Source organism: Exiguobacterium sp. s50 (genome assembly GCF_018618175.1).
Taxonomy (GTDB): domain Bacteria; phylum Bacillota; class Bacilli; order Exiguobacteriales; family Exiguobacteriaceae; genus Exiguobacterium; species Exiguobacterium chiriqhucha.
The window spans coordinates 378595-403444 of record NZ_JACSLP010000001.1; the positions used below are offsets into that span (position 1 = coordinate 378595).

Sequence of the window (24850 nt, forward strand, 5' to 3'; positions counted from 1 at the left end):
AAAGATTTGTCACAACCGTTTTCGCCATCCGGTCTGATTATTCCTTTACCCGTTTTTATGTTTTCGATTACACTAAAATAGAAATAAATTTAAAAAAGTTAAAAGGGGTGTTCGTATGAGAGATCCAAGAATCACGCAACTCGCTGATGGATTAATCAATTATTCAGTCGAATTGAAACCGGGGGAACGCGTTCTCATTGAAAATTTCGGCGTCGAGGAATCGCTTGTCGAAGCGCTCGTCGAAAAGGCGTATGAGGCTGGGGGGCATCCATTCGTCTTATTGAAAGAGAGCCGCATCTTGCGCAAACTTTATACGGGAGCGAGCCGGGAACAGCTCGAACTCATGGCCGACATCGAACGCAAACAGATGCAAGCGATGGACGCTTACATCGGCCTTCGTGCCGGTGACAACATCAACGAACTGTCAGACGTGCCGGCCGAGCAACAAAAACTCGTCGGGGCCACTATCGGTAAAATGCATACCGAGGACCGCGTCAAAGGAACGAGATGGGTCGTGCTCCGTTATCCATCGCCGTCGATGGCACAACTCGCTGGTAAATCGACTGAGGCGTTCGAAGACTTCTACTTCAACGTCTGCACACTCGACTACGGTAAGATGGACCGGGCCATGGACGCGCTCGTCAGCCTCATGAATGAGACCGACCGTGTCACAATCAAAGGACCAGGGACGGACCTCACGTTCTCAATTAAAGACATTCCGGCCATCAAGTGTTCTGGCCAAATGAACATTCCGGACGGTGAAGTGTTCACAGCTCCGGTCAAACATTCGATCAACGGTGTCATCACGTACAACACGCCGTCACCGTATCACGGCTTCACGTTCGAGAACGTGTCGTTGACGTTCAAAGATGGAAAGATTGTCGATGCGACAGCGAACGACACAGACCGAATCAATGAAGTGTTCAATACGGACGAAGGGGCACGTTTCGTCGGCGAGTTCGCCATCGGCGTCAACCCGTACATCCAACATCCGATGAAGGATATCTTGTTCGATGAGAAAATCGACGGCAGTTTCCACTTTACACCGGGTCAGGCGTATGATGACGCTTATAACGGCAACAACTCGTCAATCCATTGGGACCTCGTCAATATCCAACGCCCTGATTACGGCGGCGGCGAGATTTGGTTCGATGATGTCTTGATTCGTAAGGACGGGCGTTTCGTCGTCGACTCGCTCTTGCCACTCAACCCAGAGAACTTGAAATAACAAAAACAAGCGTGCCGATGACGGCACGCTTGTTTTTTCGTTACAGCTTCGTCTTTTTACCGAGCGCAGCCGACATCATCCAAATCTCTTTTTCGAGTCGTTCGATATGAGACACGAATGTGTCCTCGATGGCTTCGTCCCCGTCTTCGAAGTTCTCCATCGCGTCTTGCATCTCTTGGCGAATCTGTTTGAAGTCACTGATGACATCTTTAATCATCTGCTCGGTATCCGCGTGGCGGTCCCCTTCTTGCAACGTCGAATGTTCGAGATACTCCTTCATCGTCGCATACGGTTCGCCATCGTTCATCAATAGACGTTCCGCCACGTCATCGTACAGTTCGGCGACGAGATTATACAGTTCCTCTAATTTTTCATGATACGTGAAGAAGTGAGGGCCGCTAATGTACCAATGGTAGTTGTGCAGTTTGACGAATAAGAGGCCATAGTTGGCTACCTCTTTGTTCAATGTGTTTAATGCGCCTTGGCTTGCCATCCTTAACATCTCCTTTTCCAAATTCAGTCGCTAGTATTATTACCGTCTTAGCTCGATGTTAAACACAAAAAAAACGAACGGCATCAGCCGTTCGCTCTCGATTCACGCTTCAAGTTGGACGTGTTTCTCATATTCGCGTTGATAAGTCTGGATGTCCCCAGCCCCCATGAACAGGAGGACGGCATTGTCATGTGCCTGGAGCACTTGCGTTCCGCCGCGCTTCAACACGTTCGCGCCTTCGATGCGCGATTGCAGGTCTTCAATCGTAACTGTACCTTCTTGTTCGCGAGCCGAACCGAAGATGTCACACAAGTAAACGGCATCCGCTTCGGCTAATGCCGCAGCGAAATCATCCATGAATGATTTAAGACGCGTGTACGTGTGCGGTTGGAAGATCGCTACAACTTCACGGCCGACGTATTTTTTACGCGCCGCTTCCACTGTCGCACTGATTTCCCGTGGATGGTGGGCATAATCATCCACTAACACTTGGCTTCCGAGCGTCGATTCGCTGAAACGACGTTTCACGCCGTTGAACGTCTCGAGGCGGTCTTTAACCAACTCTTTCGGTAAGTTCTCGTAGTCACATGTCGCGATGACGGCAAGTGCGTTCAAGACGCTATGGTTCCCGTATCCTGGAATCCGGAACGTCCCATAGAAGTCGTCACGCAAATACACGTCAAACGTCGTCCCGTTATCCGTCGAGTTCACGTTCTCGGCGCGGAAGTCGTTATGAGCGCCAAAACCGTAATAGACGATTGGCACGTTCGCTTGAATGTGTTGAAGATTTTCGTCATCCCCGCAAGCGATGATGCCTTTCTTCACTTGCTTGGCCATCTCTTGGAATGCGTCGATGACGTCATCGAGTCCTGAGAAGTAATCAGAATGATCAAAGTCGATGTTCGTCATGATGGCATAGTCCGGACGATAGTATAAGAAGTGACGCTTATACTCACAAGCCTCGAAGACGAAGTTTTTCGAGTCTTCGACACCTTCACCCGTACCATCGCCAATCAAGAATGATGTCGGCTCGATGCCACGCATGACGTGGGCCAACAGACCTGTCGTCGATGTTTTCCCGTGAGATCCAGTGATGGCGACACTCGTGTAGTGGTCAGCCAACTCGCCTAGAAACTCATAGTACTTGTATATCGTCAATCCGAGTTCGCGTGCCCGAACAACTTCAGGGTGATCGTCTGTGAAGGCGTTACCTTGGACGACGATTTGCCCTTCAGTAATGTTTTCAGGGTCAAACGGAAGGATTTCAATTCCTTTACGGTTCAATGCTTCTTCAGTAAAAAATGCTTTGTCAACGTCCGAACCTCGGACCTCATTATTCATGTCATTTAAAATTTGAGCTAAAGGACTCATGCCCGTTCCTTTAATTCCGACGAAGTGATAACGGTTCATCTGTAAATAGCCCCCCTAATTCATTGCGGTCTGTTTCAAAAATGCGACAAACCTTTGTCATTATAGCAAAACTACCGGAGTCATGCTATTACAGATTATTGTTTTTTTTAGCCAATCGGCGACTCTTGTACATCGCCATCCGGTCTTGCGGCGTCATCATGACGTTGAGCGGAGGGCCATCCGCTTTGTATGACACGCCCATGGCGGGCGTCAATGTTTCTTCATCAGGCACATCGACCGGTTCGTCCGACTGTAATGTTTTCGCAACATCCTCAACAATCGGTGCCACCGTCTCGACCGATGCTTCAGTCGGCAACGATGGTTCGGTCACATCTTGTTTTTCTTCACGAACGGCAATCTTTGACGATTTCAAATCGGTCGACCCCATGAAGACCGAGGCAAATCCGCTCTCTACAATCGAGACTTCCCCGAGGAGCGGTTTTATATCTGATTCATCCGGCTCATCTTCCAAGACGGTCGGACTCTCGTCAATTGGTTGCGATGTTTCCGCGGAAATAATTGACGCTTCGATTGGTGAATCTGTTTGCTCGGCCACCATTTCCTCAAGCGTCTCCGCTACTGGCGCTTCGTCCGCTGTGACATCAAAGTCAGACTGTGGTGTCATCGCTTCGTCCGTGTCCGGCGCCGATTCATCAACCGACTCCATCACCGGTTCATCTACTGATTCGATCACCGATTCGTCTACTGATTCAACAACGGATTCGTCTACTGACTCCATCACCGATTCATCTACTGATTCGACCACCGATTCATCTACAGAATCAATTACCGGTTCGTTCTCAGGCTCAGGCGTTACGCTTGGTGGCACCGCCTCTGACATTTCCTCAACTGGGACGGCCACTCGCTTCGCTTGGCGCATCGCTGAATCGTCTCGCGTCTCCGGAGAATGTTCAGTCGGCAAGATGATTTTCGGTTTCGGTCGGGCGTATCCATAAATCGGAGACGGTACATCCGACGGCACAAATTCATCCTTCGGCTCGGGCTTCGGTGCAGGCGCACCTTTCTTCCCTTCTTGGGATAGTTCGCGTCGAATTCGGTCTGCTTGCTGTTTTAATGAACGTTCATATGCATCCATACTTGATTCCTCGCTTTTTCACTCAATCCTATTTAGCAAAAAATCGGTCGAGTTTAGCGACCGATTTCAAATGCTTTACCTACTTCATATTCGTCATCTAATACGAGAATTCCTTTTTCTTGCGGTGCATCAGGCAAGTTCAATTCACGCGCCGAACAAATCATCCCGTGTGAGCTCTCACCACGTAATTTAGACGGGCGAATGATCAAACCTGATGGCATGACTGCACCCGGTTTCGCGACGACGACTTTTTGGCCGGCCGCAACGTTCGGTGCGCCACAGACGATTTGGACCATACCTTGGTCAGTCTCGACCTGACAAATCGACAATTTATCGGCATCCGGGTGTTTCTCAGCTTCTTTGACATAGCCGACGACGAATTTCGGGGTAAAGTCCACGCCCGACAACTCGGCTTCGATATTTTGTTTGCGCAAGATGACACCGAGCGTCTCAATCAATTCGGCCGTCAATTCGACCGGTCCATGCCAATCGCTGACATCAAAATAGTTGCTCGCGTTGAACACGTTGTAGCCATTGACTTTCCCTGTCGTCGACTTAACGATGGCGACATCGTCTTTCCGTTCAACAACTTGATGATGGCGATCGCCTTCTCTTAACAGGACCATGAGGACATCGCCGATTCCTTCACGGTTATAAAAAGCATTGATTTGCATACGTAAAAACGCCCCTTCTTTCAAACTAGACACAAATAGTTTAGCAGATTATGCGTCGGTTGGTGGGTTCTTTTTTCCGACAATGAAAATTGGCTCGAGTACGCCAGCCTCATAATGGAAAGAAAGAGCCGTCACCGGAATCCGACCGTTCGTGAAAAAGTCGAACATGAGCTGCTGCATCGCATCATAACCCTGATCGTTGCGGATGTCCGCGATGATCATCACGTCCTGGTGCGGTACCCCGACGAGCATATCGCCTTCGATACGGCGCTCCATGACCCGCAAGAACTCATCATTTAAAATCCGTGACGCTTCATACCCGTCCCGAGCAGCCAGAAAATAGAACGTATTCCCGGCCACGGTATCTTCTTTTAAATCGGTCGGCAACTTCTTGACGTTGTCTCGTGCCAATTCGTCAAGACGCGTCAAAGGCATCCCGTCCAAATGCCGCTCTTCGATCAAGCGATAGCCGTTGCCCAAATCGAGTGCATAAAAGACAGCCGTCTCAGCTGTATGCGGCGTCATCGCCAATGTCTCGCCCCGTTTCGTCTCGGTCGAGAACGAAGCAGAACGGATGACAGGATAAAGATTGGCCTCATTACCCGCTAATGTGATGTCATCGTCCGCGGTGAGCGCTGTCTTGATGTAGTCTACGACCTCATCGACAGCGATTTCCCCTCGAACTTTTGTTTTCGCTACGAGCGGGGCGAGACGGATGTTGACGCCGAAACGATCGGTCGCCCGTTCGATGCGCAACACCTCATTCTCGCGGTCGTACGAGGTCCGGTATCCGTCAGTGAACTTACTTTCGAGATGACGACGTAATTCATTCCGCTCCATTTAAATCACCCTAACCCATGAAGGAAGGCTTCGACTTGCTCCGGCGTCTTCCGTTCGCGTCCGACATAGCGGTCGACTTCTTGTCCGCCGTTGAAAGCGACGAAGCTTGGAATTCCGAAAATGTCGAGTTCTTGCGCAAGCTCCATCCATTCATCACGATCGACGTAATAAAATGACCAGTCTGAGAACTTCGCTTCAACGTCCGGCATGAATGGGTCGAGGAAACGGCAATCGCCGCACCATGTTGCTGAAAACATGAGGACGCTCTTCCCTTGTTTCGCTGCTGTATATTCGTTCATCGTTGTCAGTTGTTTCATCTTCACCACTCCTGTTCTTTTTTCCTCATTCATGATAGCATAAGTCCGTTGTCACATTCCGCTCTCGTGTTTTATGATAGTCGGGAGTGAAGACTACGTGAAAAAGGTGAAGTCATGACAAAATGGACACGCGAACAGTTGAATCCAGAAATGAAGCATCCACTTGAACAACTCGTCGGCGTCATCGGCATGTTGGCGATTCTGCGCTACGGTTATTTGTTTATCGATACGGACAAATCACGAGGCGAGATTTTCATTTGGCTCGTCGTCGGATTCGCCGTGATTTACATACTTGAACGCGTCGTCAAGCGTCTTGTGCGCAGGCTGCCCATCATTCGAAAACGTTTTTTACTCCCCGTTTATGCCGTCCTGCTCGTACTATTCCTCGCGAGCTTCCGCGTCCCGCGGGAAACGGTCGAAATCGTCCGGAATTTTTTCGGGTGGTGAACGAAAGAGAGCGTCCCGCTTATTTGCCGGGACGCTCTCTTTCGTATGTTCAATATTCGATTTTCATGTCGTTCGGTCGAATCCGGTTCATCCGGACCAACACTTGATAGACGGCGTAGCTGAGCACCGCTGGCCCGACGATTAAAAAGCCGAAGACGACGATGAACGTATACCAACTGAAGCCCATCGTTTCGAGCATGACGATCGGTCCGACGAGTCCACTTGTTCCCATGCCAGCGCCTGCCGCGACGCTCTCGAGTTCAAACAACAGAATCGCAATCGGCGCGAGCACGGCGCCGGCCACGGTCGGCGGCAACAGAATCCATGGGTTTTTGACAATATTGCCGACTTGGAGCATAGATGTACCGATGCCTTGGGCGATGGCGCCTCCGATGCCATTGTCCCGATAGCTCGTGATGGCAAACCCGACCATTTGGGCAGCACACCCGACCGTCGCCGCGCCGGCGGCAATCCCGCTCAAACCGAGCATGAGGGCGATGGCCGCGCTCGAGATCGGAGCCGTGAGGGCGAGCCCCATCAACGTCGCGACGACGACTCCCATGAACAGTGGTTGTTGTTCCGTTCCCCATTCGATCCATGTGCCGAGCTGTGTCATGAACAACCCGACGTATTTACCGATATAGGTCGCACTCAAATAACCGATGCCGATCGTCGTGAACGGCGTGACCAAAATATCGAGTTTCGTCGACTTCGAGACGAGCTTGGCGACTTCGACGGCGAGCAACGTCGCCACATAACTGCCGGCTGGTCCGAACTCATAGCCGAACGCCCCGACGACGAGTGCCGAGAACAAGATGAGTGGTGGTGCCTGGAGCGCATAGGCGATGGCGATTCCGATGGCAGGCCCGGTCAAGCCGATGGCCACGTCACCAATTTCGATGAGCGTCGAACCAAATCCAGACAGGTTCGTCTCGAGCAACTGTCCTCCGGCCGTCTTCATAATCAAGCCGATAATGAGCGTACTGAATAATCCGAGTGCCATATAACTGAGAGCCGTCACGAAATAGAGCGACGGACTGAGCGTAATCCCTTTTTTCTTAAGCATGGAAATTCCTCATTTCTGTCTTGTCAGTCGTAAAGTTCCTGTCTTCACACTTTTATCAGTATAAACGTTTCTCGTGAAATTTCAATATGAAAAAAACGCCACTCCACGAGTGACGTTCTTCGTTCAATTAGCGTGAAGCCCGGAGCGTCTCCATCGTCGAGCGATCGAGTCGTTTGACGAGTGCCTTCAGGAGCGCTTTCGCCGCGTCGTAGTCGTCCGTATGCAAAATCGAGGCATGCGTGTGGATATAACGCGCCGCGACACCGATGACGGCCGTCGGCACCCCTTCCCCGCTCATGTGGATGCGACCCGCATCCGTGCCACCTGGCGAGACGAAATACTGGGTCTTAATGTTTTCATCAGATGCCGTATCGAGCAGGAAGTCACGCATCTCAGGAGACATGACCATGACTCGATCGAGGATACGAATGAGTGCCCCTTCCCCGAGCTGTCCGAACTCTGTCTTATTGCCTGATGCATCGTTGGCTGGTGATGCGTCGAGGACGAGCGCGACATCCGGACGAATCATTTCGGCTGCTGTTTGGGCACCACGGAGACCGACTTCTTCTTGTACGGTCGCCCCGGCGAACAAGATGTTCGGGTGATCGGCTTTTGTCGTCTCTTCGAGCAACTCGACGGCGAGCCCGACGCCGTAGCGGTTGTCCCATGCCTTGGCCATAATTTTTTTCGGATGTTTGAGCGGCGTGAACTCGCTCGTCGGCACAGCCGGTAGACCCGGACGTACGCCCCACGATTCGGCCTCTTCTTTCGTATCGGCCCCGATATCGATAAACATTTGCTTCATGTCCATCGGCTTGTTCATCGCCTCCGGTCCAAGCAAGTGCGGCGGCGTCGATGCGACGACCCCTGGAATCAATCCATCGGCCGTAACGATGTCAAATCGTTGTGCCATGAGCACTTGGCTCCACCATCCGCCGAGCGGTTGTATGTACAGCATCCCGTTTTCTGTGATCCGGGTGACCATGAACGCGACTTCGTCCATATGTCCAGCGACCATGATGCGTGGGCCCGCCTCGTCCCCGACCCGTTTCCCAAAGATTGAGCCGATGCCATCCGTCATGACTTCATCGACGTGCGGTGTGATTCGGTCACGAACAAACCGGCGGACCTCTGATTCAAACCCGGGCGCGCCCGGAAGCTCTGTCAACGTCTTGAATAAGTCTCTCGTTTTTTGTTCCATTTCCATCCATCCCTTCAACCGTTCTTGTATCATTATATACAGAACTTTTCGACAGATGCGAATGGTTTTCGTTCCAATGGGGTACAGGTTTTGGTACGATGTACATGATAGCCATAGTTCAAGGGGAGGTAGTCATATGAAGAAAAGATATTGGTTAGTTGGAATCGGGGTTGCCATCGCAGCCGCACTTATGACGAAAAAAGTGTTAGATGAACGAAGCTTATCGGCCGAGGATGCGCTTGAGTACACGAAGCGTGCATTTTCAGCCAAAGGTCACGTCCAAGGGGCATGGATCTCGGCATCACCTGAGATTTATACGTATGACGGACGCGAGTACGACGTCTTCAAAGGCGGCATCTCGGTTCTCGAGAACGACGAAGAGAAGACGTACCAATTCACAGTCGATTCAGAGACTGGCGCTCTACTTGAATATGCATGAGATGAGGTCGGCGAATATTTTCGCCGACTTTTTTTGTTTAATTCACCCAAAAGAGTGGAAAATTGAATATGGTACTTTTCAAACTCAAAAAGGAGTGATCCCACGTGAAGAAACTGATCGGTGAAGCAAACGAGCTCGTGTCACAAATGGTCGAAGGTATGGTCCACGCCCACCCTGAACTGTACGGTCGTGTGGAAGGATTCAATGTCATCTGTCGTGCCGACGGGGCCAAGTCCGGGAAAGTCGGACTCGTCTCAGGTGGAGGGAGCGGTCACGAACCAGCGCACGCCGGTTATGTAGGCGATGGGATGCTCGATGCCGCCGTATGCGGTGAAGTGTTCACGTCCCCGACGCCGGACATGGTGCTCGAAGGCATCAAAGCGGCCGATGGCGGCAATGGCGTATTGCTCGTCGTCAAAAATTACGCAGGTGACGTCATGAACTTCGAACTCGCCGCCGAGCTCGCGGACGCCGAAGGGATTAAAGTCGATCACGTCGTCGTCGCCGACGATGTCGCTATCACGAACAAAGAAGACCGTCGCGGTGTCGCCGGTACCGTGTTCGTCCACAAGATTGCCGGTGCAGCCGCAGCGAGCGGGAAATCACTCGACGAAGTGAAAGCGCTTGCAGAGAAAGTCGCGGCCAATGTCCGCTCAATGGGGATGGCCGTCGAACCTTGCTATATGCCGGTGAGCGGTAAACCTGGATTCGATTTGAACGAAGAAGAAATGGAAATTGGAATCGGGATTCACGGCGAACGCGGCGTCGAACGGAAACCGACGACGAACGTCGATGCGATCGTCGACGATTTACTCGATCATTTGAAAAAAGAAGTCAGCCCCGGCGAAGTCGCCGTCATGGTCAACGGTATGGGCGGAACGCCTCTATCTGAACTGTACGTGACGTATCACTTCGTCGCGAAAAAATTGGAAGATGCCGGCTATTCATTGAAACGAAAATACGTCGGCAACTATATGACGTCACTCGAGATGCACGGCTTCTCGATCACTCTCTTGCCGCTCGATGAAGAGTTGACGGGCTATCTCGATGCACCATCGGCGGCACTCGGTTTCAAACTCTAATCTACGAATGAGGTGTTCATGCAATGTTGACGATTGAAGGATTCAAGCAAGCATTACGGCACGCCCAATCAGAGATTGAGGCGAACAAGGATACATTGACCGATCTCGACCGCGCCATCGGCGACGGAGATCACGGCATCAATATGTCGCGTGGCTTTGAAGCGGTCGTCGCTGTCCTCGATGATGACTACGCAACTCTCGGCGACTTGAGTAAAAAAGTCGGGATGACGCTCATGTCGAAAGTCGGTGGCGCAGCCGGTCCACTTTACGGTTCCGCCTTCGTCAAGGCAGCGCCTAAGTTTGGTGACGCGACCGAAGCCGATTTCAATCTCGTCAAAGAAGCGCTCGTCGAAGCAGCGACAGCGATCAAGGCGCGCGGGAAATCGGAAGTTGGCCAAAAGACGATGGTCGATGTGTGGGACCCGTTCTTGAGTGACTTGAACGAGTCCGACGACTTTGACGCGAAACTTGATCAACTCGTCGGTGCGACCGAGGATATGGTCGCCACGAAAGGACGGGCGTCTTATTTCGGTGAGAACTCTCGCGGCACCGTCGACCCGGGGGCACTCTCGAGTTCAATCGTCTTAAAAGCGATTATGAAGGAGGTTGAGTGATATCGTAGAGCTCATCATCGTATCCCATAGCGCCAAAATCGCTGAAGGGATTCAAGACTTGATGAAAGAGATGGCCCCATCCGTTCCGATTCATTTAGCGAGCGGGCTTGAAGACGGTAGCATCGGGACTGATGTGACCCGAATCCTTGAGGCCATCGAAGCCGTCGACAAAGAGGCACTCATCTTATCGGATATCGGTTCGGCCACGATGAACGCCGAACTGGCCGTCGATATGTATGAAGGCGAGAAGACCATCCAGTTTTATGACGGTCCAATCGTCGAGAGCGCCTTCGTCGCTTCCGTTTCAGCCGGTAACGGCATGGACGTTGCTCAAATCGTCGAACAGTTAAAAATGGCATAAAAAAAGAGCCTCGCGGCTCTTTTTTTTAACGTGGGTTATCGTTTTTCTCGTAAATCGGGTTCATGTATTCAGTCGTCGAGTAGAAACGTGGCACGACAACGAACAAGATGACAGCCGGGATTGCGATCAAGAGTAACAAGATCAACACAGGCAACCAATAGACGATTTGTTGTCCGAGCATGTCGATGTTTGCGTCTGCAAATTCAGTCGCGCCTTCGACTTCTGCAAGGTCAGCTGTTGCGAGGATTTTGTTGTCCGTCGCATCATAGTAATGGAACTCCGTCTTACGTGTGATGAAGATGCCGTCACGGACCGTATCAATTTCAACGACCGCCGCGATGACTTCGTTGCCATTCGAGTGACGGAGCGTCTCTTCTTTTACGATTTCAGCCGTTCCTTCTTTGTAATCATAGTGCGTGGCCTTCAAATCCTCTTCAAGGGCGTCCAAGAACGCCTCATTTGCCGAGGTATTAAGTGGTGCGATTGTTAGAATGAAGATTAGTGCAAGCAGGCTTGCCCATGCTTTTTTCAACATCCCCATGTTCCCCCTTCTCTAATTCCAGTTTAGCGTCATTCCTATTGTACCAAGAAGAAAGAAAAAAGTGTGAAGAAAATGCTATTAAAATAAGAAAAAAGCGTGTCAAATTTTCGGGCGGAACGCGGCCTCCATCCGATAAATCGGTTGTCCCATGGCGCTGAAGCGCTCTTCGTACTCGGTACGGACGTTATCTGCCGGTTCGTTCGCGTGAAGATCAAGTGAAATATCTGTGAAGTACATGCCGTATTGACTCATGCTTTCGAGTGAATATTCGAACAGTGCGCGGTTATCCGTCTTGAAGTGAATCTCGCCTCCGCGTGGCAACACAGCCTCGTACGTGGCGAGGAATGTCTTATACGTCAAACGACGTTTCGCATGTCGGGTCTTCGGCCATGGATCTGAGAAGTTCAAATAGACGCGGTCGACTTCGCCGGCTTCGAAATAGTCGACGAGTTGCTTGGCATCCACAGTCAAGACGCGGACGTTCGGCATCGGCGTTTCGACGAGCTTTTGCACGATCGACACGGCGACGCTCTCGAACAACTCGATAGCGATGAAGTTGACGTCCGGGAACTGCTGGGCCATCCCTAAAATGAATTGCCCTTTCCCCGACCCGACTTCGATGAAGAGCGGATTGTCGTTCTTAAATTCTGATTTCCAGTTCCCTTTTAACGTTTCGGGATGAGTGATAAAGACGTGTTCTTGAGCTTCCATGTATTCTTTAGCCCAAGGCTTGTGACGTAAACGCATGTTTTTCCAACCTTTCGTTCAAGAAATGTTCAAGTTTCAGCTGACTAGCCGCTTCGCGCGAGCAGTCCCCTTGCGATTATACACGAAATCATTGTTTAATGAACATGAATCATCCTTCACAAGGAGGTTATATCGATGAGCACGTTAGATCAATTTCTTATTTTTTACGCGGCTCCGTTGACGTTCTTCGGCGCCGTCATCGCGACGTTCGTATGGGCGTATTTTATGAAACCTGATGATGTCTGATGCATATGGAAAGGGATGGCTCACACTCGTGATCCATCCCTTTTTTCATTGTGTCCGTTCCTCTGCTTCATCGAGCAATTCCTGGAGCACGGTCAATCCTTCTGCACGGGCGATGCCGTTCTGTTCACCATATAAGGTCAGAACCGTCTGGGCAATCGCATACCAGTGCATTCGATAGTGTAACTCGGAGGTGAAACGGATGCCGTAATGACTGAACCACGTCTCCCAGTCCACCTCGTCGACGTAGCTGTAGACGACCATGGCCAAATCAAAAGCACGGTCGGCGATGATAGCGTCATCCCAGTCGGTCAAATATAACAGACCGGTCTCATCCTCAATCCAATTGTTATGGTTCAAGTCTGAATGGCAGACGACGAGTTCACGTTCGTCATCAATCGGCTGATGGACCGACAACCAACGAATTGCCTCATCAATCGTCACGTCTGCCTCGTCTTGCTCGTAAGCGGCACATTGCCGGAGCAACAGTGAGGACGTGACCGGTGTATGATTCAACTGCTGCAACATGAATAATAGTTCTTTCGAATGATGAATCTTCCCAAGCTGTGCCGCCACATCAGCCCGTTTCATATCGGCTGGCGAGAGCTCACGACCTTCGATGAACTGTTGGGCACTGAGGACGTCACCGTTAAACATCCGTTTCGTCCACAGCAATTTGGGGACGATGCCTTCGGCGGAAAGAATGGCTAAAAACGGGGACGAGTTTCGTTTGACAAAGATTTTTTGTTGGCGCGTCGTCGCTACGTACGCTTCGCCTGTAATCCCGCCTGCGGAAGCCACCGTCCACTCTTCACCGAGCGCACCGATTATATCTGAATACATATTCATCACGCTCAAATCTCATTAAGAATTACAAAGATACAATCACCATATTAACACGCGATAATCGTCATTGACAACGACTCGACTTGAATCTGACTCGGATTTCGTTCAATCGGGACGAGGCTAGCCGTTTCCCCTTGAACATACACGTTCCAGTCCCCTTCCGCTTGGAACGTCACATCGTGGAATGTCCCGTTCAAATAGACGCGAACGCGTTGCCAGGCGTCATAAGAATGGCTCGCCGTCAGCTCGTAGGCAATCACGCCCGGGGGCGACGGAAGGAACTTGAACTGCTCGATGACTTTCTGCCGGGTGTCGTAGCGGAAACATGTGTGACGGCGCCGCAGTTTAAGGAGCGTCTTCACGAACTCGACCTCGCTTTGGCGTTCGTCACGCAAGTCCCAATCGAAATGATTGATGCGGTCCGGCGCATTATAGCTGTTCTCGACCCCTTGTTTCGTCCGGCCGAACTCTTGACCGGCGTGGAGGAATGGGACGCCTTGCGATGTGATGACGATGGCCGTGGCGAACCGTTGCATCCGCAACCGCATCGTCTCGTCCATATCCTCACACGATAACAGCAATTTATCGTACGTCGTATAATTGTCATGCGCTTCTACGTAGTTAATCGTGTATTGCGGGCTCGGGAAGCGCCCGACGGTGACATTCGGGATTTGAACTGCCCCAGTGATACATTCGCGCAGCTCCCACTCCCGCCATTCGTTCCCGGAGACGAATCCACGCTCCCGGTCGTTGAACGTCGACCCTTTCAAAGCGTCTCGCATCATGTCATTGAAATGACCGATTCGGGGCATGAAGGCCGCGTTATGTGACGAGGCTTTCAATGACGGGCTGAGAGGCGTTGCTAAGTCCCACCCTTCCCCGTAAATCAAAATCGAGCGGTCGATTTTATCGAGTGAGGCCCGAATTTGATTCATCGTCTCGACGTCATGAATGCCCATTAAGTCGAATCGGAAGCCGTCAACGTGATACGTCTCGGCAAAATACGTCACACAATCGACGATCATCCGCCGCATCATATATCGCTCCGACGCCGTGTCGTTTCCGACGCCGGTCCCGTTCGCGACCGTCCCGTCATGTTCGTAACGGAAATAATAGTACGGGACGAGTGCTTCGAGCGACGATTGCTCACGGATGAAGATATGGTTCATGACGACATCGACGACGACGCGCATGTCATGGCGATGCAAGGCATCGACCATTTCGGCATACTCTAGAATGCGTGATAGCGGCTCGTCAGGTTTCGAGGCGTAACTGCCTTCCAACCCGAACCAATGGATCGGATCATAACCCCAGTTGTAAGGCATCCGGGTCGCTTCGTCGACGCTTCCAAAATCATGGACCGGCAATAACTGCAGGTGCGTGACCCCGAGTTCTTTCAAATAATCGAAACCGGCACTGTTCCCCGCCCGGGTTTCAAGCCCGGTCTCGACGATGCTGGCGTACAGCCCTTGCCGTCGACTCGTCGACGCAGGGTGGCTCGTGAAGTCACGGATATGCAGTTCATAGATGACGGCATCTGTCGCTTTGCGGAGAGGCGGGCGTTCTGCCGGCTCCACGTGCTCAGCGACGGCTGTCTCAACATCGATCAATACGCCAAATTCGCCATTTAGGCTGACGGCTTTGGCGTAAGGATCGACGACCTCGTTCGTTTCGACAGGTGTCTTGACGTACAGTCGATAAAAATAGCCTTCGTACAGTCTAGGAACATCGGCATGCCAGACGCCTCGACCGCTCCGAGACATGCGAAACCGTTCAATCTCACGATGCGTTTCGGGATCATGGATGACGAACCAAATCGAAAACGCGACGGGCGACCAGACATATGCCTCAATCGATTGCCCGGAAAATGAAAGGCCGAGCGGTCCGTCATAGGCATAGCGACGTTCAAACTCGTCCGTATGCACAATTTCGCGGGGCACGACGACAATCGTCTTATGTCCAGGGTGAAACACGGTATAGACCGCTTCGAGCGTAACCGGGCGCGTCAATTGGATATCTCGTTCAATCGTACCCGCCTCTGTCGTCCATTCATTGAGCACCACATAATCGACCGGTCGACCGTTTTGTTCGATTTGTACCGGTACGGATTCATATTTGGCAATGACCTCGAGTCGAATCGTCTCGAATGAGAGCAAGGAAGCCCGTTCAATCGTCACATGAGACGTCGTTTGCTGATTTGGTGTGTGATGCATACACGTTCCATCCTCTCCTACCTACTGGTCCAAAAATTGTCGAAACGGCATCTGGGCTGTCGCATCTAGTAGTTTCGCCACATCTCGAATTTGTTGGGCTTTGACGATCGGCGCCCTCGTGTTCACTTGTTTCATCCACGGTTCATAATCCGCGCGTGAGATGAACTGAGTCGACCGAATTTCAGGCACATGATCGAAATAGCCTTGTGGGGCCACCGTCACTTTTTGGATGACCCCGTCATAGGACGGAAGAAACTGTCGAACGATTTCTTCGGTGCGCGTCAACGCGATGAGCGGGTTGACTACACGTTTATTTTCCCCTTTGAGCGGTTGATGAATCCACGTCTTCTGCTTCGATATGTGATAGATGCTGCGGTCGCCGTCGAGCCATTCGACCAGGTAAATATGCGATGGTCCGATGATGAGGTGGCTCAGTTCGACCGTCGCCCCGTTCCATTCGACGACCGGACGATACATGAAGAAATGTTGATCGTTCCATTCGGATACCATCTTGCGATATCCGTATTCTCGCAAGAATGGCAATAACGGGACGTCCGCCTCGGTCGCCCCTTCACAGGCGTACTGCAATTTTTGGATATGACGGCGGTTTGTGAGCAGTGTCTGGAACTGTGACTCCGAGAGCGGCGTCGGTTCGAGCTCGATGCGTTCCGTACGGCGCCAAAATTTCCACCACGGGTTCACAAACTCCATGATTTCGGGCGGATTCAACCGATTGGAATCGTGGAGACGACGCATGCGCGCGACGTCGGATTCGACATACTCTTGAAAGCGATTGAATTGGTCGAGCATGTTTCGTTCATATTTAGATGTTACGTCAAAAATTTTAATCGGGATCGCCATGTGTCCTCCTCTGACCGCTTTAACGGAAATGCTTCGACTGCCTCATAGGCAGGGGTGTGACTCGGGTTGATTTGATAAAGGACGACCGCTTCAACCGATTCCTCGATGGTGAACGTCGGGGCGATATATGGGATGCGTGTGCCCGTGTCCCACTTTTTTGCGAGTGTGACATGTGGGACGAACGGTTTACGGTCGAGTGCCGGAATCTCTTCGGCTAACTTGCGTCGAAGCGTCCCGGTGAGTGTCGTCAACTCCACGGACGGTTCCGGGACGATCGTCAAGACACGCGGACGATCCGGTCTCCCGAAGTGGTCGATTTGCTGGAACGTCAGCGCGAACGGGGCCGTCGACGTTGTCACTTCACGTGTGAGTTCTTTCACTGCCTCGACTTCATCATCGTCCAATGAACCGAGAAACTGAAGTGTCAAATGAAATTCCTCCGGACGATACGTCCGACGATACGAATAAAACGGCAAGATGTCCTGCTGTACGTGTTCGAACGTGTCGTCCTCGATCGGTAGCGCCAAAAAGTAATGTGTCGACATGACCATCATCCTTTCACTCGAAAACGTCTCAGTCCAAAGAAAAGGACCGCGCCAATGATGCTGACCACCGTGTACATCCAAAATACACCGATGATGCTGTTATATTCAATGATAAATCCACTGAGGAGGTTGAATCCGGCCGTCGCTAGTCCTGACGTGATGGCCATATAGACGCCAATCGCCGTCGAGACGACGTTGCGGCTGACAAGGCTGCGGACAAATTGAAGTGCGACCGGAATCAATAATCCGACGACCAGTCCTTGAACGATGGCAAGAATCCAAACGACCCAAATCGGGGGCTCAAGTGCTAACCAGCCGTTGCGAAGCGCAGAAATCAAGGCGGCTCCCGCCAGCACGTTGACCGTACCTAGACGTGAGACGATTTGGTACGCCACTTTCATGAATGGAATTTCGCATAATACCGCGACAAGGAACAGTGTCCCGACGAGCGTCGTCGAGCCTCCGATGCTCGTCACATAAATTCCGAAGTAATAGTTATTCGCGTAAATCGGGCCGAAGACGAGCATGCCCCCAATCAAAAAGGCGATGAACGGCCCATTCCAGACGGCCGACCATTGGAACGGTGCCGTCGTGTGCACTTGCTTCGGTTCCTGTTCAGATACGCTCCGCACGAACAGCGTACCGATTGCCAGCATGACCGCGCTGAGTAAAAACGTACTCGCGAGGCCCCATGTCGTGTCCGAGATGCGACCCATGACGAACACCGCAATCGCAAATCCGGCCGATCCGAACAGCCGGATGGCCCCGTAGTCGATTTTGGCGCGTGACGTATACTCGAGTGTCATCATATCGACGAGCGGGATGTGTGCACATTGGAAGATGGACCAGGCGATCATCAATATAATAATCCATACGTAAGACGTCGCGAACAAGAACGTGAGCGATAAGGCAGCCGCCCCGAGCATCGCAATAATCAACCAAGCCCGAACCCGCCCCGTTCGGTCGGCGAGCATGCCCCATAGCGGTTGGACACCGATTGAGAGGATCGGCATGATGGCGACGATTGTTCCGACCTGACCTGGAGACAAATCAAAACGTGACTGCGAGAAGAAAAGCGTCATGTAAGGAATGAGGGCTCCTTGGGCAAAGAAAATGGCGACGTAAATCGATTGAAACGATATTTTTTGTTGGTTCACAGTAAACTTCCTTCCTAACAGACAGAGAGCCGACCGAATCAGTCAGCTCTCACGGGTCATTATTTAGCGAGCTCATAAATCGCTTCCGCATAGATGGCGGCGGCGCGAAGTAAATCTTCAATTTCCATGTATTCATCGACTTGGTGGGCGACGTCTTTCGCTCCAGGGAACAGCGCCCCAAAAGCGACACCAGCCTCGAGCGAGCGCGCATACGTCCCTCCGCCAATGGCCATCAAGTGCGCTGACTCGCCGGTCTGACGCTCATAGACGCCTGCCAACGTTTTCACGAGCGGATGGTCTTCGGCCACATGGTGCGGCGGCATATGATGACGCGTCGACAGTTCGAACCCGAACGACAAGGCGATTTCTTTCAAGTTTTGCAACCGTTCCTCGAATTTCGCGGTGTATGGATAACGGATATTCACCGTCGCCGTCCGTTCGTCCCCTTGATAGCGGAACACACCACCGTTAATCGTCAAATCGCCCGTCTCATCACTCGCTTCGATACCGAGTGAAATCCCGCGTGAATCGGCGAACACGTGACGAATGAACTCGATGTAGCGCTCTCCTTGAATGTCGAGCGGGAGCGTCAACAAGAAGCCGGCGAGGACGTAGGCCGCGTTGACTCCGTTATCTGGTTCCATGGCGTGGGCGGCCACACCTTTCATCGTGAACGTATACGTCCCTTGGTCCCATGTGCACGTGCCGTCCGCTTCATATTTTTCGAGATACGCTTCAAACTTTTCTTCGAGAACGTCTTCTGTCTCGAGTACCGCTGTCGCAAAGTCCGGGACCATGTTCGGCCGTTCTCCGCTCACGAACGAGACCAAGTGATGTTTCGAGCCTGGCACCCGTTGAATTGGGAGCTGCTTCAAGACGCCATCGTATAGCCCCTTTTCAGCATTGATAATTGGAAAGTCAGCGTCCGGTGCGAAGCCATATGTCGGCATCGCCTCTTGTTTGAAGTATTCGCGGACACAACGCCATTCGCTCTCCTCGTCGCAACCTGCAATCAGGCGGACGCGTTTCGATAGCGGCAATCCAAGTTCCTTCACGATGCGCAGTCCGTAATAAGCAGCCATCGTCGGTCCTTTATCGTCATTGCTGCCACGGGCGAATATTTTCCCGTCGGCGATGGTAGGATTGAACGCCCCATACGTCCATCCCTCCCCAGCCGGCACCACGTCTAAGTGACAGAGGATGCCAACGATTTCTTCCCCTGACCCGTATTCTAAATGCCCCGCGTATCCGGCGACGTCTTTCGTAGCGAACCCGTCTCGCTCTCCGAGTGCAAACATGTAATCGAGAGCTCGGCGGACTTCAGGTCCAAACGGTTCGTTCGGGCCGGTCTTCGTCTCATCAAGCACGCTTGGGATTTGCAATAACCCTGTTAAATCTTCTAAAAATGCGTCTTTTCGTGCGTCGACTTCTTGTCTCCAATTCATATGGATCTCCCCTTTGCGAATGTTCTCTCCCTTATTAGTATATCCAAATGTTAGAAAGACGAACATTCATTTCGAAAATATTTTTTCGTTCGTCTTTTAGCCTTTTGTCTACGTCTTTACATATCCTTCATTCGATATTTACGTTCATAATCGTTTCTTTACATTTCGATTGTTCGTTCTTTTCTCTTGCAATTCTATGCAGGAGCGGTATACTAAAGGTGTAATTTTAGAAAATAACAATTTCATATTTCATTTGTCGTCCGTAGGTTTTGTCTTTCATCATTCTACGCATTGGGAGGTTATCCAATGAAAGGTTCAACAGATCGTATGCTAACCCGCATCAAGTCCATTTATTTGTTCATTAACGAAAGGGAATGCGTCACCACTTCTGAACTAGTAGAGGAGTTCGGGATCACATCACGCACCGTACAGCGTGATTTGAACGTGCTTGAATACAACAATCTGGTTGAAAGTCCGAGTCGCGGAACGTGGACATCATCAAAACGTTCGCTCAAGACGGCAAATTAAATAACAAGTTACGAGGGATTCCGGCAACGGGTCCCTTTTTTTGCGCCCAAAAAGGCACGTGTCGGCTGACACGTGCCTTCATTTCATGTGAAGAACAAGTCGACTTCTTCTTCGCTCAATTCCCGATACGCCCCGGGTTCGAGCGTCGGGTCGAGCTCGAGCTCGCCGATTTGGACCCGTTCGAGCTGCTCGACGTGTTTCCCGACCGCGGCAATCATCCGTTTTACTTGATGATACTTCCCTTCCGAGAGCGTCAGCCGGACCGTCGAACGACGTCCGGATTTGCTGATGAGCTCAAGTCGGGCCGGTTTCGTCGTATAGCCGTCCTCAAGCTCGACACCCTCGGCGAAGTGACGGACATCGTCTGTCGTCATCTCCCCGTCAACTTCGGCGACATACACTTTGTCGACATGTTTACGCGGTGACATGAGCGCATGATTGAACGCCCCATCGTTTGTGAGAAGCAACAGACCGGTCGTGTCCTTGTCGAGACGTCCGACCGGGAACAACTCGTAATGGGCGTAGGACGGGTCGATCAAATCGACGACCGTCGATTCGACCTTGTCCTCGGTCGCACTGATGACACCTACCGGCTTGTTCATCATCAAGTAGACGAACGGTTTGTACTCGACGACCTCGCCTTGCACGGTCACCCGTTCCGTTTCAAGGTTGACTTGACGTTTCGCATCTTTGACAGGCTGGTCATCGACACGGACGACCCCTTGTTTCAGTAAAATCTTGACGTCTTTGCGCGAACCGTATCCCATGTTCGCCAATAATTTATCAATTCGCATTAAGCTTTCCTCCGATACTGGAATCGTTTCCCTAATAGTTTTCCGGCCAAGTGGCTTCTCCAACCGAGATAGCCGTATACGACGAGACCGATTCCGAAACCGACGATCGTGGCAACGATATCATTGCCCCAACTCGGTTCATTCCGGAGCGTGACGAACAGCGAGCCATACACGGCGATAAACATCGCGCCACCCATGGCAAACATGAGCATCGTCCGACGCAACAGTTGCTTATACGGAAACTGGAGCGCCCGTTGGATTTTCCAAACCATGAGGATAATCGCGACGATATAACCGGCAATCGTCGCATAACCAGCGCCGATCCCGCCGAGTGCATACACGAACGGTACGTTGAGCACAGCTTTCGTGATGAGCCCCATCGCCGTCGCGAAAATCGTGAAATATTGACGGTTGATCCCTTGCAGGATGGCCGCCGCCACCGAGTAATAAGCGAGGAAGAACGCACTCGGTGCGTAGTGGAGCAGGTAGACCCATCCTTCGCGGTCACCCGGGAACAACGTCCCGAACAACGGCTCCGCGAGCGCGACCAATCCGATGACGGCCGGGATGGTGACAAAGAACGATACTTGGAAAATATGGTTCACTTGATTGCGAACTTTGTTCATATCGCCGTGCGTGAACGATTTTGTCACGAGCGGGATGGTCGCCATCGACACACTCGCAGCAATCGACACCGGAATCAACACGATTTTATGGGCGTTCCCCGTCAAGAATCCGAACGCGGACGTCGCTTCGGCGACCGACTTCCCAGAGTTGAGCAACGTATTGACCATCGTCAACTGGTCGACGAACTGATAGAGCGGCGTCGACAGACCGACCATGACGATTGGAATCGAATAGCTGAGCAACTCGAGCAATAGTGATTTCATCGAACGGACCGGTGTGCCGGCCGGATTATCGGTTTGACGATGGATGTCTTTCCGTTTGCGCCAGTACATGGCGAGCACGACGATACTACCAATCGCACCGATAAAGGCACTGAACGTCGCAATCGTGACGGCGAGCACTTTCAAACCGTTCAACTCGGTCGTCGCCACGGCAGCGGTGCCACCGAGCGAGTCGGCGAGCGGACGAATGAGTGCCGAGTCCGAGAAGACGAACAAGACGAGCATCGTCCCACTGAGCAGGAACATGATGCGGACAATCTGTTCGATGACCTGGGAGATGGCCGTCGGGGCCATGTCCTGATGTCCTTGGAAATAGCCGCGCACCATACTCATCGCTGGGATGAGCAGGAGGGCGAAACTGACGCTACGCGTGACGAGCGTCAACGAGTCGATATATTGCTGATTGTTCTCCGAGTTGCGGACCATGAGTTCCGATAACCACGGTGCTGAGAAGAACAGTAATAAAAAAGCGACGACTCCGGTCACGAGCATCAGCTTCATCCCTTGGCGGAACAAGCGCTGACTCGTGCCATATTCGCCGAGCGCATTATACTTGGCGATGAATTTCGATACGGCCACGGGAATCCCCGCCGTCGAAATGGCGATCATGAGCGCATAATAGGTGTACGCCGCCTGATAGAGCGTGACACCGGCAATCCCGACCATCGCTTGGAACGGGAACGTATAGAGCAGTCCGAGTGCACGTGAAATCAAATTTCCGGCTGACAGCAGCAGCGTGCCTTTGACGAAGGACTCTCGTCCTGAATCTTGTTTGACGCTTGATGACATGAGATACCTCCATCTATTGTTTCACAACTAATGTACCTAATTTTACAAAACGACCGTTTCTCATTATACTCTTACTGTTGCAGATAATAAAGTTACGAATTTGATTTGAAAGAGAAACGAGGGATACCATGATGAAAGATGTAATCGTCATCGGAGGAGGCCCAAGCGGTCTGATGGCGACCTATGCCGCCGCCAAAGCCGGAGCGAACACGCTCCTAATTGATAAAGGTTCGAAGCTCGGACGCAAGCTCGCCATTTCTGGCGGAGGACGCTGTAACGTGACGAACCGCAAGCCCGTCGACGAGTTGATTCAATTCATCCCGGGGAACGGACGCTTCTTATATAGCGCCCTCGCCCAGTTCGACAACCAGTCGATTATCGACTTGTTCACCGGGTTCGGCATCCCGTTAAAAGAGGAAGATAACGGCCGGATGTTCCCGGTGACGGATAAAGCGCAAGACGTCGTCAACACGCTCCTCGGGGCCATCGACCAACTCGGTGTCGAGATTCGCAAAAATGCGAAAGTGAAGACGCTCCATTTTAATGAAGCAAATGAGTTCGAAGCGGTCGAACTCGAGGACGGAGAGCGGATCGAGGCCGGCGCTTGCGTCATCGCCGTCGGTGGACAATCTGTCCCTCACACCGGCTCGACCGGGGACGGCTATCCATGGGCCGAGAAAGCCGGCCATACGATCACCGAGCTGTTCCCGACTGAAGTACCGATTTTGTTGAACGATGCGTTCATCGGCACGAAACAGCTGCAAGGGCTGTCACTCCGTGATGTCGCCCTCACCGTACACGGCAAGAAAGGCAAGCCGATTAAGACACACCGCGGCGACATGATTTTCACGCATTTCGGCATCTCGGGTCCGATCGCCCTCCGGTGCAGTCAATATACGATTAAAGAACGCAAACGTAGCAAAGAGCGCGTCGTCGCCCTCTCGCTCGACTTGTTCCCGGACATGGCACGTGACGAGCTGTATCAAGAGCTTTGGAACCAAGTGCAAGACCAACCGAAGCGGGCCGTCAAGAACGTCTGGAAAGGGTTCATCCCGGAACGGATGCTCGACTTGTTGTTGGCCGACCTCGCGTTCGGCGAAGAGGACGCGAGCCAACTGAAGAAACAATCGGTCATCGATTTCGCGACCCGATTGAAGACGTTCGAGTTGCACGCCACCGGGACGCTCGATTTCGATAAAGCGTTCGTCACGGGCGGCGGCGTTTCCGTCAAAGAAATCGCCCCACAAACGATGATGTCGAAGAAAGCAGACGGCTTGTTCTTCGCCGGCGAAGTGCTCGATATTCACGGCTATACGGGTGGTTATAACATCACGGCCGCCTTCACGACCGGACACTGTGCCGGTTCACACGCGGCGCAGTTCGCGAAACAGACGACCGTATAAAAAAAGAGAGCCAATCGCACGTGCGATCGGCTCTCTTTTTAGTGTCACTGTTTTGCTTCAAGTTGACGTCTTACTTCCGCCTCGAGCTCTGGCTCGGGTGGCAACCAGCCTTCCGGCTTCATGACTTTATTGTCTGACGCCCGGAGAATCGGCTTGCCGTCTGGTCCGAGCTTCGCCATATTGGCACGCTGCACGATTTCAAACAACGGAACCGGGTCGAGCCCGAGTTCGACGAAACTGCCCATCACGAAATAGAGGGCGTCCGTGAGCGCATCACCTTGTCCGACGAGACGCGCGACGTCGTCCGTCGGCGGTGCGTCTTGGAGCGATTTTTGAACCGCCTGTTCGAATCCTTGTTGGAACGTGGCGACGGCAGCAAGGAACTCGTCTTCATTCCGTGCCGATTGATGTAAAAATTCGACGACAGCTTCTTCTGCCGTCCAGACCGAACGTTTGACAGCACGGTCTAAGCCGAGCGGTTGCGGTGCACTCGCCTCCGGGTGTCCGAACGTCTCGTGGAACTGGCGAACCTCTTCATAAAAGTAACGTTTGCTCATCTCAT

At 52.0% G+C, this 24850-nt stretch carries 28 protein-coding genes; 9 read left to right on the forward strand and 19 right to left on the reverse strand.

All coding sequences use genetic code 11. The annotated features are described in order from the left end of the window. Positions 1 to 115: 115 nt before the first annotated feature. On the forward strand, positions 116 to 1228 hold the full coding sequence (locus KNP68_RS01960; RefSeq protein ID WP_214798517.1) for an aminopeptidase: 1113 nt from the start codon (positions 116 to 118) through the stop codon (positions 1226 to 1228). Between the two features lie 40 nt (positions 1229 to 1268). Here KNP68_RS01960 and KNP68_RS01965 read toward each other — a convergent pair whose 3' ends face one another. The 6 genes from KNP68_RS01965 to KNP68_RS01990 all read right to left on the reverse strand — a co-directional run bounded on the left by KNP68_RS01965 (position 1269) and on the right by KNP68_RS01990 (position 6058). Continuing rightward, positions 1269 to 1721, reverse strand: a complete 453-nt coding sequence (locus KNP68_RS01965) for a Dps family protein (protein WP_021065585.1) — start codon at positions 1719 to 1721, stop codon at positions 1269 to 1271. A gap of 102 nt (positions 1722 to 1823) precedes the next feature. After that, the gene (gene murC, locus KNP68_RS01970; protein ID WP_021065584.1) at positions 1824 to 3131 is read right to left on the reverse strand and encodes a UDP-N-acetylmuramate--L-alanine ligase; all 1308 of its coding nucleotides are present in this window, start codon (positions 3129 to 3131) and stop codon (positions 1824 to 1826) included. Positions 3132 to 3219: 88 nt separating this feature from the next. Further along, complete coding sequence (locus tag KNP68_RS01975; protein ID WP_214798520.1) at positions 3220 to 4227, reverse strand: hypothetical protein; 1008 nt, start codon at positions 4225 to 4227, stop codon at positions 3220 to 3222. Between the two features lie 53 nt (positions 4228 to 4280). Further along, on the reverse strand, positions 4281 to 4901 hold the full coding sequence (ytpR, locus tag KNP68_RS01980; protein WP_058764015.1) for a YtpR family tRNA-binding protein: 621 nt from the start codon (positions 4899 to 4901) through the stop codon (positions 4281 to 4283). 48 nt (positions 4902 to 4949) lie between these two features. Continuing rightward, the gene (locus KNP68_RS01985) at positions 4950 to 5741 is read right to left on the reverse strand and encodes a DUF1444 family protein (protein WP_214798523.1); all 792 of its coding nucleotides are present in this window, start codon (positions 5739 to 5741) and stop codon (positions 4950 to 4952) included. Between the two features lie 5 nt (positions 5742 to 5746). Then, positions 5747 to 6058 carry a thioredoxin family protein gene (locus tag KNP68_RS01990; RefSeq protein ID WP_214798526.1) on the reverse strand — a complete coding sequence of 104 codons (312 nt, stop codon included), beginning with the start codon at positions 6056 to 6058 and terminating at the stop codon, positions 5747 to 5749. Positions 6059 to 6172: 114 nt separating this feature from the next. Between KNP68_RS01990 and KNP68_RS01995 the strand changes: the two genes are divergently transcribed. After that, positions 6173 to 6505 carry a hypothetical protein gene (locus KNP68_RS01995; RefSeq protein ID WP_131471305.1) on the forward strand — a complete coding sequence of 111 codons (333 nt, stop codon included), beginning with the start codon at positions 6173 to 6175 and terminating at the stop codon, positions 6503 to 6505. A 49-nt stretch (positions 6506 to 6554) separates the two neighbouring features. On the opposite strand, the gene KNP68_RS02000 is transcribed toward KNP68_RS01995, so the two are convergent. Together KNP68_RS02000 and KNP68_RS02005 are read right to left on the reverse strand one after the other, a co-directional pair. Continuing rightward, positions 6555 to 7571 carry a PTS sugar transporter subunit IIC gene (locus tag KNP68_RS02000; protein ID WP_214798528.1) on the reverse strand — a complete coding sequence of 339 codons (1017 nt, stop codon included), beginning with the start codon at positions 7569 to 7571 and terminating at the stop codon, positions 6555 to 6557. Between the two features lie 127 nt (positions 7572 to 7698). Further along, positions 7699 to 8772, reverse strand: coding sequence for a M42 family metallopeptidase (locus KNP68_RS02005; protein ID WP_029595159.1), 1074 nt, complete (start codon positions 8770 to 8772; stop codon positions 7699 to 7701). 136 nt (positions 8773 to 8908) lie between these two features. Here KNP68_RS02005 and KNP68_RS02010 point away from each other — a divergent pair, with 136 nt between their 5' ends. The 4 genes from KNP68_RS02010 (at position 8909) to dhaM (ending at position 11268) form a co-directional block, all read left to right on the forward strand. Next, complete coding sequence (locus KNP68_RS02010) at positions 8909 to 9211, forward strand: PepSY domain-containing protein (protein ID WP_021065576.1); 303 nt, start codon at positions 8909 to 8911, stop codon at positions 9209 to 9211. A 104-nt stretch (positions 9212 to 9315) separates the two neighbouring features. Continuing rightward, positions 9316 to 10293 carry a dihydroxyacetone kinase subunit DhaK gene (gene dhaK / locus KNP68_RS02015; protein ID WP_131471307.1) on the forward strand — a complete coding sequence of 326 codons (978 nt, stop codon included), beginning with the start codon at positions 9316 to 9318 and terminating at the stop codon, positions 10291 to 10293. 23 nt (positions 10294 to 10316) lie between these two features. Further along, positions 10317 to 10907: a dihydroxyacetone kinase subunit DhaL gene (gene dhaL / locus KNP68_RS02020; RefSeq protein WP_021065574.1), complete on the forward strand. Its 591-nt coding sequence runs from the start codon at positions 10317 to 10319 to the stop codon at positions 10905 to 10907. Next, positions 10900 to 11268, forward strand: coding sequence for a dihydroxyacetone kinase phosphoryl donor subunit DhaM (gene dhaM / locus KNP68_RS02025; protein ID WP_256442302.1), 369 nt, complete (start codon positions 10900 to 10902; stop codon positions 11266 to 11268). The genes dhaL and dhaM overlap by 8 nt, the downstream gene beginning before the upstream one ends. A gap of 25 nt (positions 11269 to 11293) precedes the next feature. Here the strand turns inward: dhaM and KNP68_RS02030 are convergent, their stop codons facing one another. Together KNP68_RS02030 and trmB are read right to left on the reverse strand one after the other, a co-directional pair. Further along, positions 11294 to 11803 (reverse strand): hypothetical protein, encoded by a 510-nt coding sequence (locus KNP68_RS02030; protein WP_021065572.1) that lies wholly within the window; start codon positions 11801 to 11803, stop codon positions 11294 to 11296. 105 nt (positions 11804 to 11908) lie between these two features. Further along, entirely contained in the window at positions 11909 to 12556 is a 648-nt protein-coding gene (gene trmB / locus KNP68_RS02035) for a tRNA (guanosine(46)-N7)-methyltransferase TrmB (RefSeq protein WP_131471308.1), read from the reverse strand. A gap of 135 nt (positions 12557 to 12691) precedes the next feature. Between trmB and cydS the strand changes: the two genes are divergently transcribed. Beyond that, entirely contained in the window at positions 12692 to 12802 is a 111-nt protein-coding gene (gene cydS / locus KNP68_RS15265; RefSeq protein WP_021065570.1) for a cytochrome bd oxidase small subunit CydS family protein, read from the forward strand. A 45-nt stretch (positions 12803 to 12847) separates the two neighbouring features. On the opposite strand, the gene KNP68_RS02040 is transcribed toward cydS, so the two are convergent. Genes KNP68_RS02040 through pepV form a run of 6 tightly spaced genes read right to left on the reverse strand, consistent with a single transcriptional unit; the run spans position 12848 to position 19866 of the window. After that, positions 12848 to 13648 carry a phosphotransferase family protein gene (locus KNP68_RS02040; RefSeq protein WP_214798531.1) on the reverse strand — a complete coding sequence of 267 codons (801 nt, stop codon included), beginning with the start codon at positions 13646 to 13648 and terminating at the stop codon, positions 12848 to 12850. A gap of 44 nt (positions 13649 to 13692) precedes the next feature. Then, positions 13693 to 15858, reverse strand: coding sequence for a type I pullulanase (pulA, locus tag KNP68_RS02045; RefSeq protein ID WP_214798534.1), 2166 nt, complete (start codon positions 15856 to 15858; stop codon positions 13693 to 13695). A gap of 21 nt (positions 15859 to 15879) precedes the next feature. Then, positions 15880 to 16719 carry an NERD domain-containing protein gene (locus KNP68_RS02050; RefSeq protein WP_131471309.1) on the reverse strand — a complete coding sequence of 280 codons (840 nt, stop codon included), beginning with the start codon at positions 16717 to 16719 and terminating at the stop codon, positions 15880 to 15882. Continuing rightward, positions 16689 to 17264, reverse strand: a complete 576-nt coding sequence (thpR, locus tag KNP68_RS02055; protein ID WP_131471310.1) for an RNA 2',3'-cyclic phosphodiesterase — start codon at positions 17262 to 17264, stop codon at positions 16689 to 16691. The genes KNP68_RS02050 and thpR overlap by 31 nt, the downstream gene beginning before the upstream one ends. Positions 17265 to 17269: 5 nt before the next feature. Then, positions 17270 to 18421, reverse strand: a complete 1152-nt coding sequence (locus KNP68_RS02060; RefSeq protein WP_131471311.1) for an MFS transporter — start codon at positions 18419 to 18421, stop codon at positions 17270 to 17272. Between the two features lie 59 nt (positions 18422 to 18480). Continuing rightward, complete coding sequence (gene pepV / locus KNP68_RS02065) at positions 18481 to 19866, reverse strand: dipeptidase PepV (RefSeq protein ID WP_021065564.1); 1386 nt, start codon at positions 19864 to 19866, stop codon at positions 18481 to 18483. 306 nt (positions 19867 to 20172) lie between these two features. On the opposite strand from pepV, the gene KNP68_RS02070 reads away from it, so the two are divergent. Continuing rightward, positions 20173 to 20394 (forward strand): DeoR family transcriptional regulator, encoded by a 222-nt coding sequence (locus tag KNP68_RS02070; protein WP_081637897.1) that lies wholly within the window; start codon positions 20173 to 20175, stop codon positions 20392 to 20394. A gap of 83 nt (positions 20395 to 20477) precedes the next feature. Here the strand turns inward: KNP68_RS02070 and KNP68_RS02075 are convergent, their stop codons facing one another. Together KNP68_RS02075 and KNP68_RS02080 are read right to left on the reverse strand one after the other, a co-directional pair. After that, a complete protein-coding gene (locus tag KNP68_RS02075; RefSeq protein WP_021065563.1) occupies positions 20478 to 21188 on the reverse strand; it encodes a pseudouridine synthase in 711 nt (236 codons plus the stop codon). Next, on the reverse strand, positions 21188 to 22885 hold the full coding sequence (locus tag KNP68_RS02080) for a putative polysaccharide biosynthesis protein (protein ID WP_214714552.1): 1698 nt from the start codon (positions 22883 to 22885) through the stop codon (positions 21188 to 21190). Before KNP68_RS02080 ends, KNP68_RS02075 begins: the two co-directional genes overlap by 1 nt. 128 nt (positions 22886 to 23013) lie before the next feature. Between KNP68_RS02080 and KNP68_RS02085 the strand changes: the two genes are divergently transcribed. Then, positions 23014 to 24288, forward strand: a complete 1275-nt coding sequence (locus KNP68_RS02085) for a BaiN/RdsA family NAD(P)/FAD-dependent oxidoreductase (RefSeq protein WP_035385657.1) — start codon at positions 23014 to 23016, stop codon at positions 24286 to 24288. Between the two features lie 44 nt (positions 24289 to 24332). Here KNP68_RS02085 and KNP68_RS02090 read toward each other — a convergent pair whose 3' ends face one another. After that, entirely contained in the window at positions 24333 to 24845 is a 513-nt protein-coding gene (locus KNP68_RS02090; RefSeq protein ID WP_021065560.1) for a pyrophosphohydrolase domain-containing protein, read from the reverse strand. Between the last annotated feature and the right edge of the window lie 5 nt (positions 24846 to 24850).

What these genes read in the sequence shown, in the direction of transcription:
- KNP68_RS01960 (WP_214798517.1), top strand. Translation starts at nt 116, where the DNA reads ATGAGAGATCCAAGAATCACGCAACTCGCTGATGGATTAATCAATTAT.
- KNP68_RS01965 (WP_021065585.1), bottom strand. Translation starts at nt 1,721, where the DNA reads ATGGCAAGCCAAGGCGCATTAAACACATTGAACAAAGAGGTAGCCAAC.
- murC (WP_021065584.1), bottom strand. Translation starts at nt 3,131, where the DNA reads ATGAACCGTTATCACTTCGTCGGAATTAAAGGAACGGGCATGAGTCCT.
- KNP68_RS01975 (WP_214798520.1), bottom strand. Translation starts at nt 4,227, where the DNA reads ATGGATGCATATGAACGTTCATTAAAACAGCAAGCAGACCGAATTCGA.
- ytpR (WP_058764015.1), bottom strand. Translation starts at nt 4,901, where the DNA reads ATGCAAATCAATGCTTTTTATAACCGTGAAGGAATCGGCGATGTCCTC.
- KNP68_RS01985 (WP_214798523.1), bottom strand. Translation starts at nt 5,741, where the DNA reads ATGGAGCGGAATGAATTACGTCGTCATCTCGAAAGTAAGTTCACTGAC.
- KNP68_RS01990 (WP_214798526.1), bottom strand. Translation starts at nt 6,058, where the DNA reads ATGAAACAACTGACAACGATGAACGAATATACAGCAGCGAAACAAGGG.
- KNP68_RS01995 (WP_131471305.1), top strand. Translation starts at nt 6,173, where the DNA reads ATGACAAAATGGACACGCGAACAGTTGAATCCAGAAATGAAGCATCCA.
- KNP68_RS02000 (WP_214798528.1), bottom strand. Translation starts at nt 7,571, where the DNA reads ATGCTTAAGAAAAAAGGGATTACGCTCAGTCCGTCGCTCTATTTCGTG.
- KNP68_RS02005 (WP_029595159.1), bottom strand. Translation starts at nt 8,772, where the DNA reads ATGGAACAAAAAACGAGAGACTTATTCAAGACGTTGACAGAGCTTCCG.
- KNP68_RS02010 (WP_021065576.1), top strand. Translation starts at nt 8,909, where the DNA reads ATGAAGAAAAGATATTGGTTAGTTGGAATCGGGGTTGCCATCGCAGCC.
- dhaL (WP_021065574.1), top strand. Translation starts at nt 10,317, where the DNA reads ATGTTGACGATTGAAGGATTCAAGCAAGCATTACGGCACGCCCAATCA.
- KNP68_RS02030 (WP_021065572.1), bottom strand. Translation starts at nt 11,803, where the DNA reads ATGTTGAAAAAAGCATGGGCAAGCCTGCTTGCACTAATCTTCATTCTA.
- trmB (WP_131471308.1), bottom strand. Translation starts at nt 12,556, where the DNA reads ATGCGTTTACGTCACAAGCCTTGGGCTAAAGAATACATGGAAGCTCAA.
- cydS (WP_021065570.1), top strand. Translation starts at nt 12,692, where the DNA reads ATGAGCACGTTAGATCAATTTCTTATTTTTTACGCGGCTCCGTTGACG.
- KNP68_RS02040 (WP_214798531.1), bottom strand. Translation starts at nt 13,648, where the DNA reads ATGAATATGTATTCAGATATAATCGGTGCGCTCGGTGAAGAGTGGACG.
- pulA (WP_214798534.1), bottom strand. Translation starts at nt 15,858, where the DNA reads ATGCATCACACACCAAATCAGCAAACGACGTCTCATGTGACGATTGAA.
- KNP68_RS02050 (WP_131471309.1), bottom strand. Translation starts at nt 16,719, where the DNA reads ATGGCGATCCCGATTAAAATTTTTGACGTAACATCTAAATATGAACGA.
- thpR (WP_131471310.1), bottom strand. Translation starts at nt 17,264, where the DNA reads ATGTCGACACATTACTTTTTGGCGCTACCGATCGAGGACGACACGTTC.
- pepV (WP_021065564.1), bottom strand. Translation starts at nt 19,866, where the DNA reads ATGAATTGGAGACAAGAAGTCGACGCACGAAAAGACGCATTTTTAGAA.
- KNP68_RS02070 (WP_081637897.1), top strand. Translation starts at nt 20,173, where the DNA reads ATGAAAGGTTCAACAGATCGTATGCTAACCCGCATCAAGTCCATTTAT.
- KNP68_RS02075 (WP_021065563.1), bottom strand. Translation starts at nt 21,188, where the DNA reads ATGCGAATTGATAAATTATTGGCGAACATGGGATACGGTTCGCGCAAA.
- KNP68_RS02080 (WP_214714552.1), bottom strand. Translation starts at nt 22,885, where the DNA reads ATGTCATCAAGCGTCAAACAAGATTCAGGACGAGAGTCCTTCGTCAAA.
- KNP68_RS02085 (WP_035385657.1), top strand. Translation starts at nt 23,014, where the DNA reads ATGATGAAAGATGTAATCGTCATCGGAGGAGGCCCAAGCGGTCTGATG.
- KNP68_RS02090 (WP_021065560.1), bottom strand. Translation starts at nt 24,845, where the DNA reads ATGAGCAAACGTTACTTTTATGAAGAGGTTCGCCAGTTCCACGAGACG.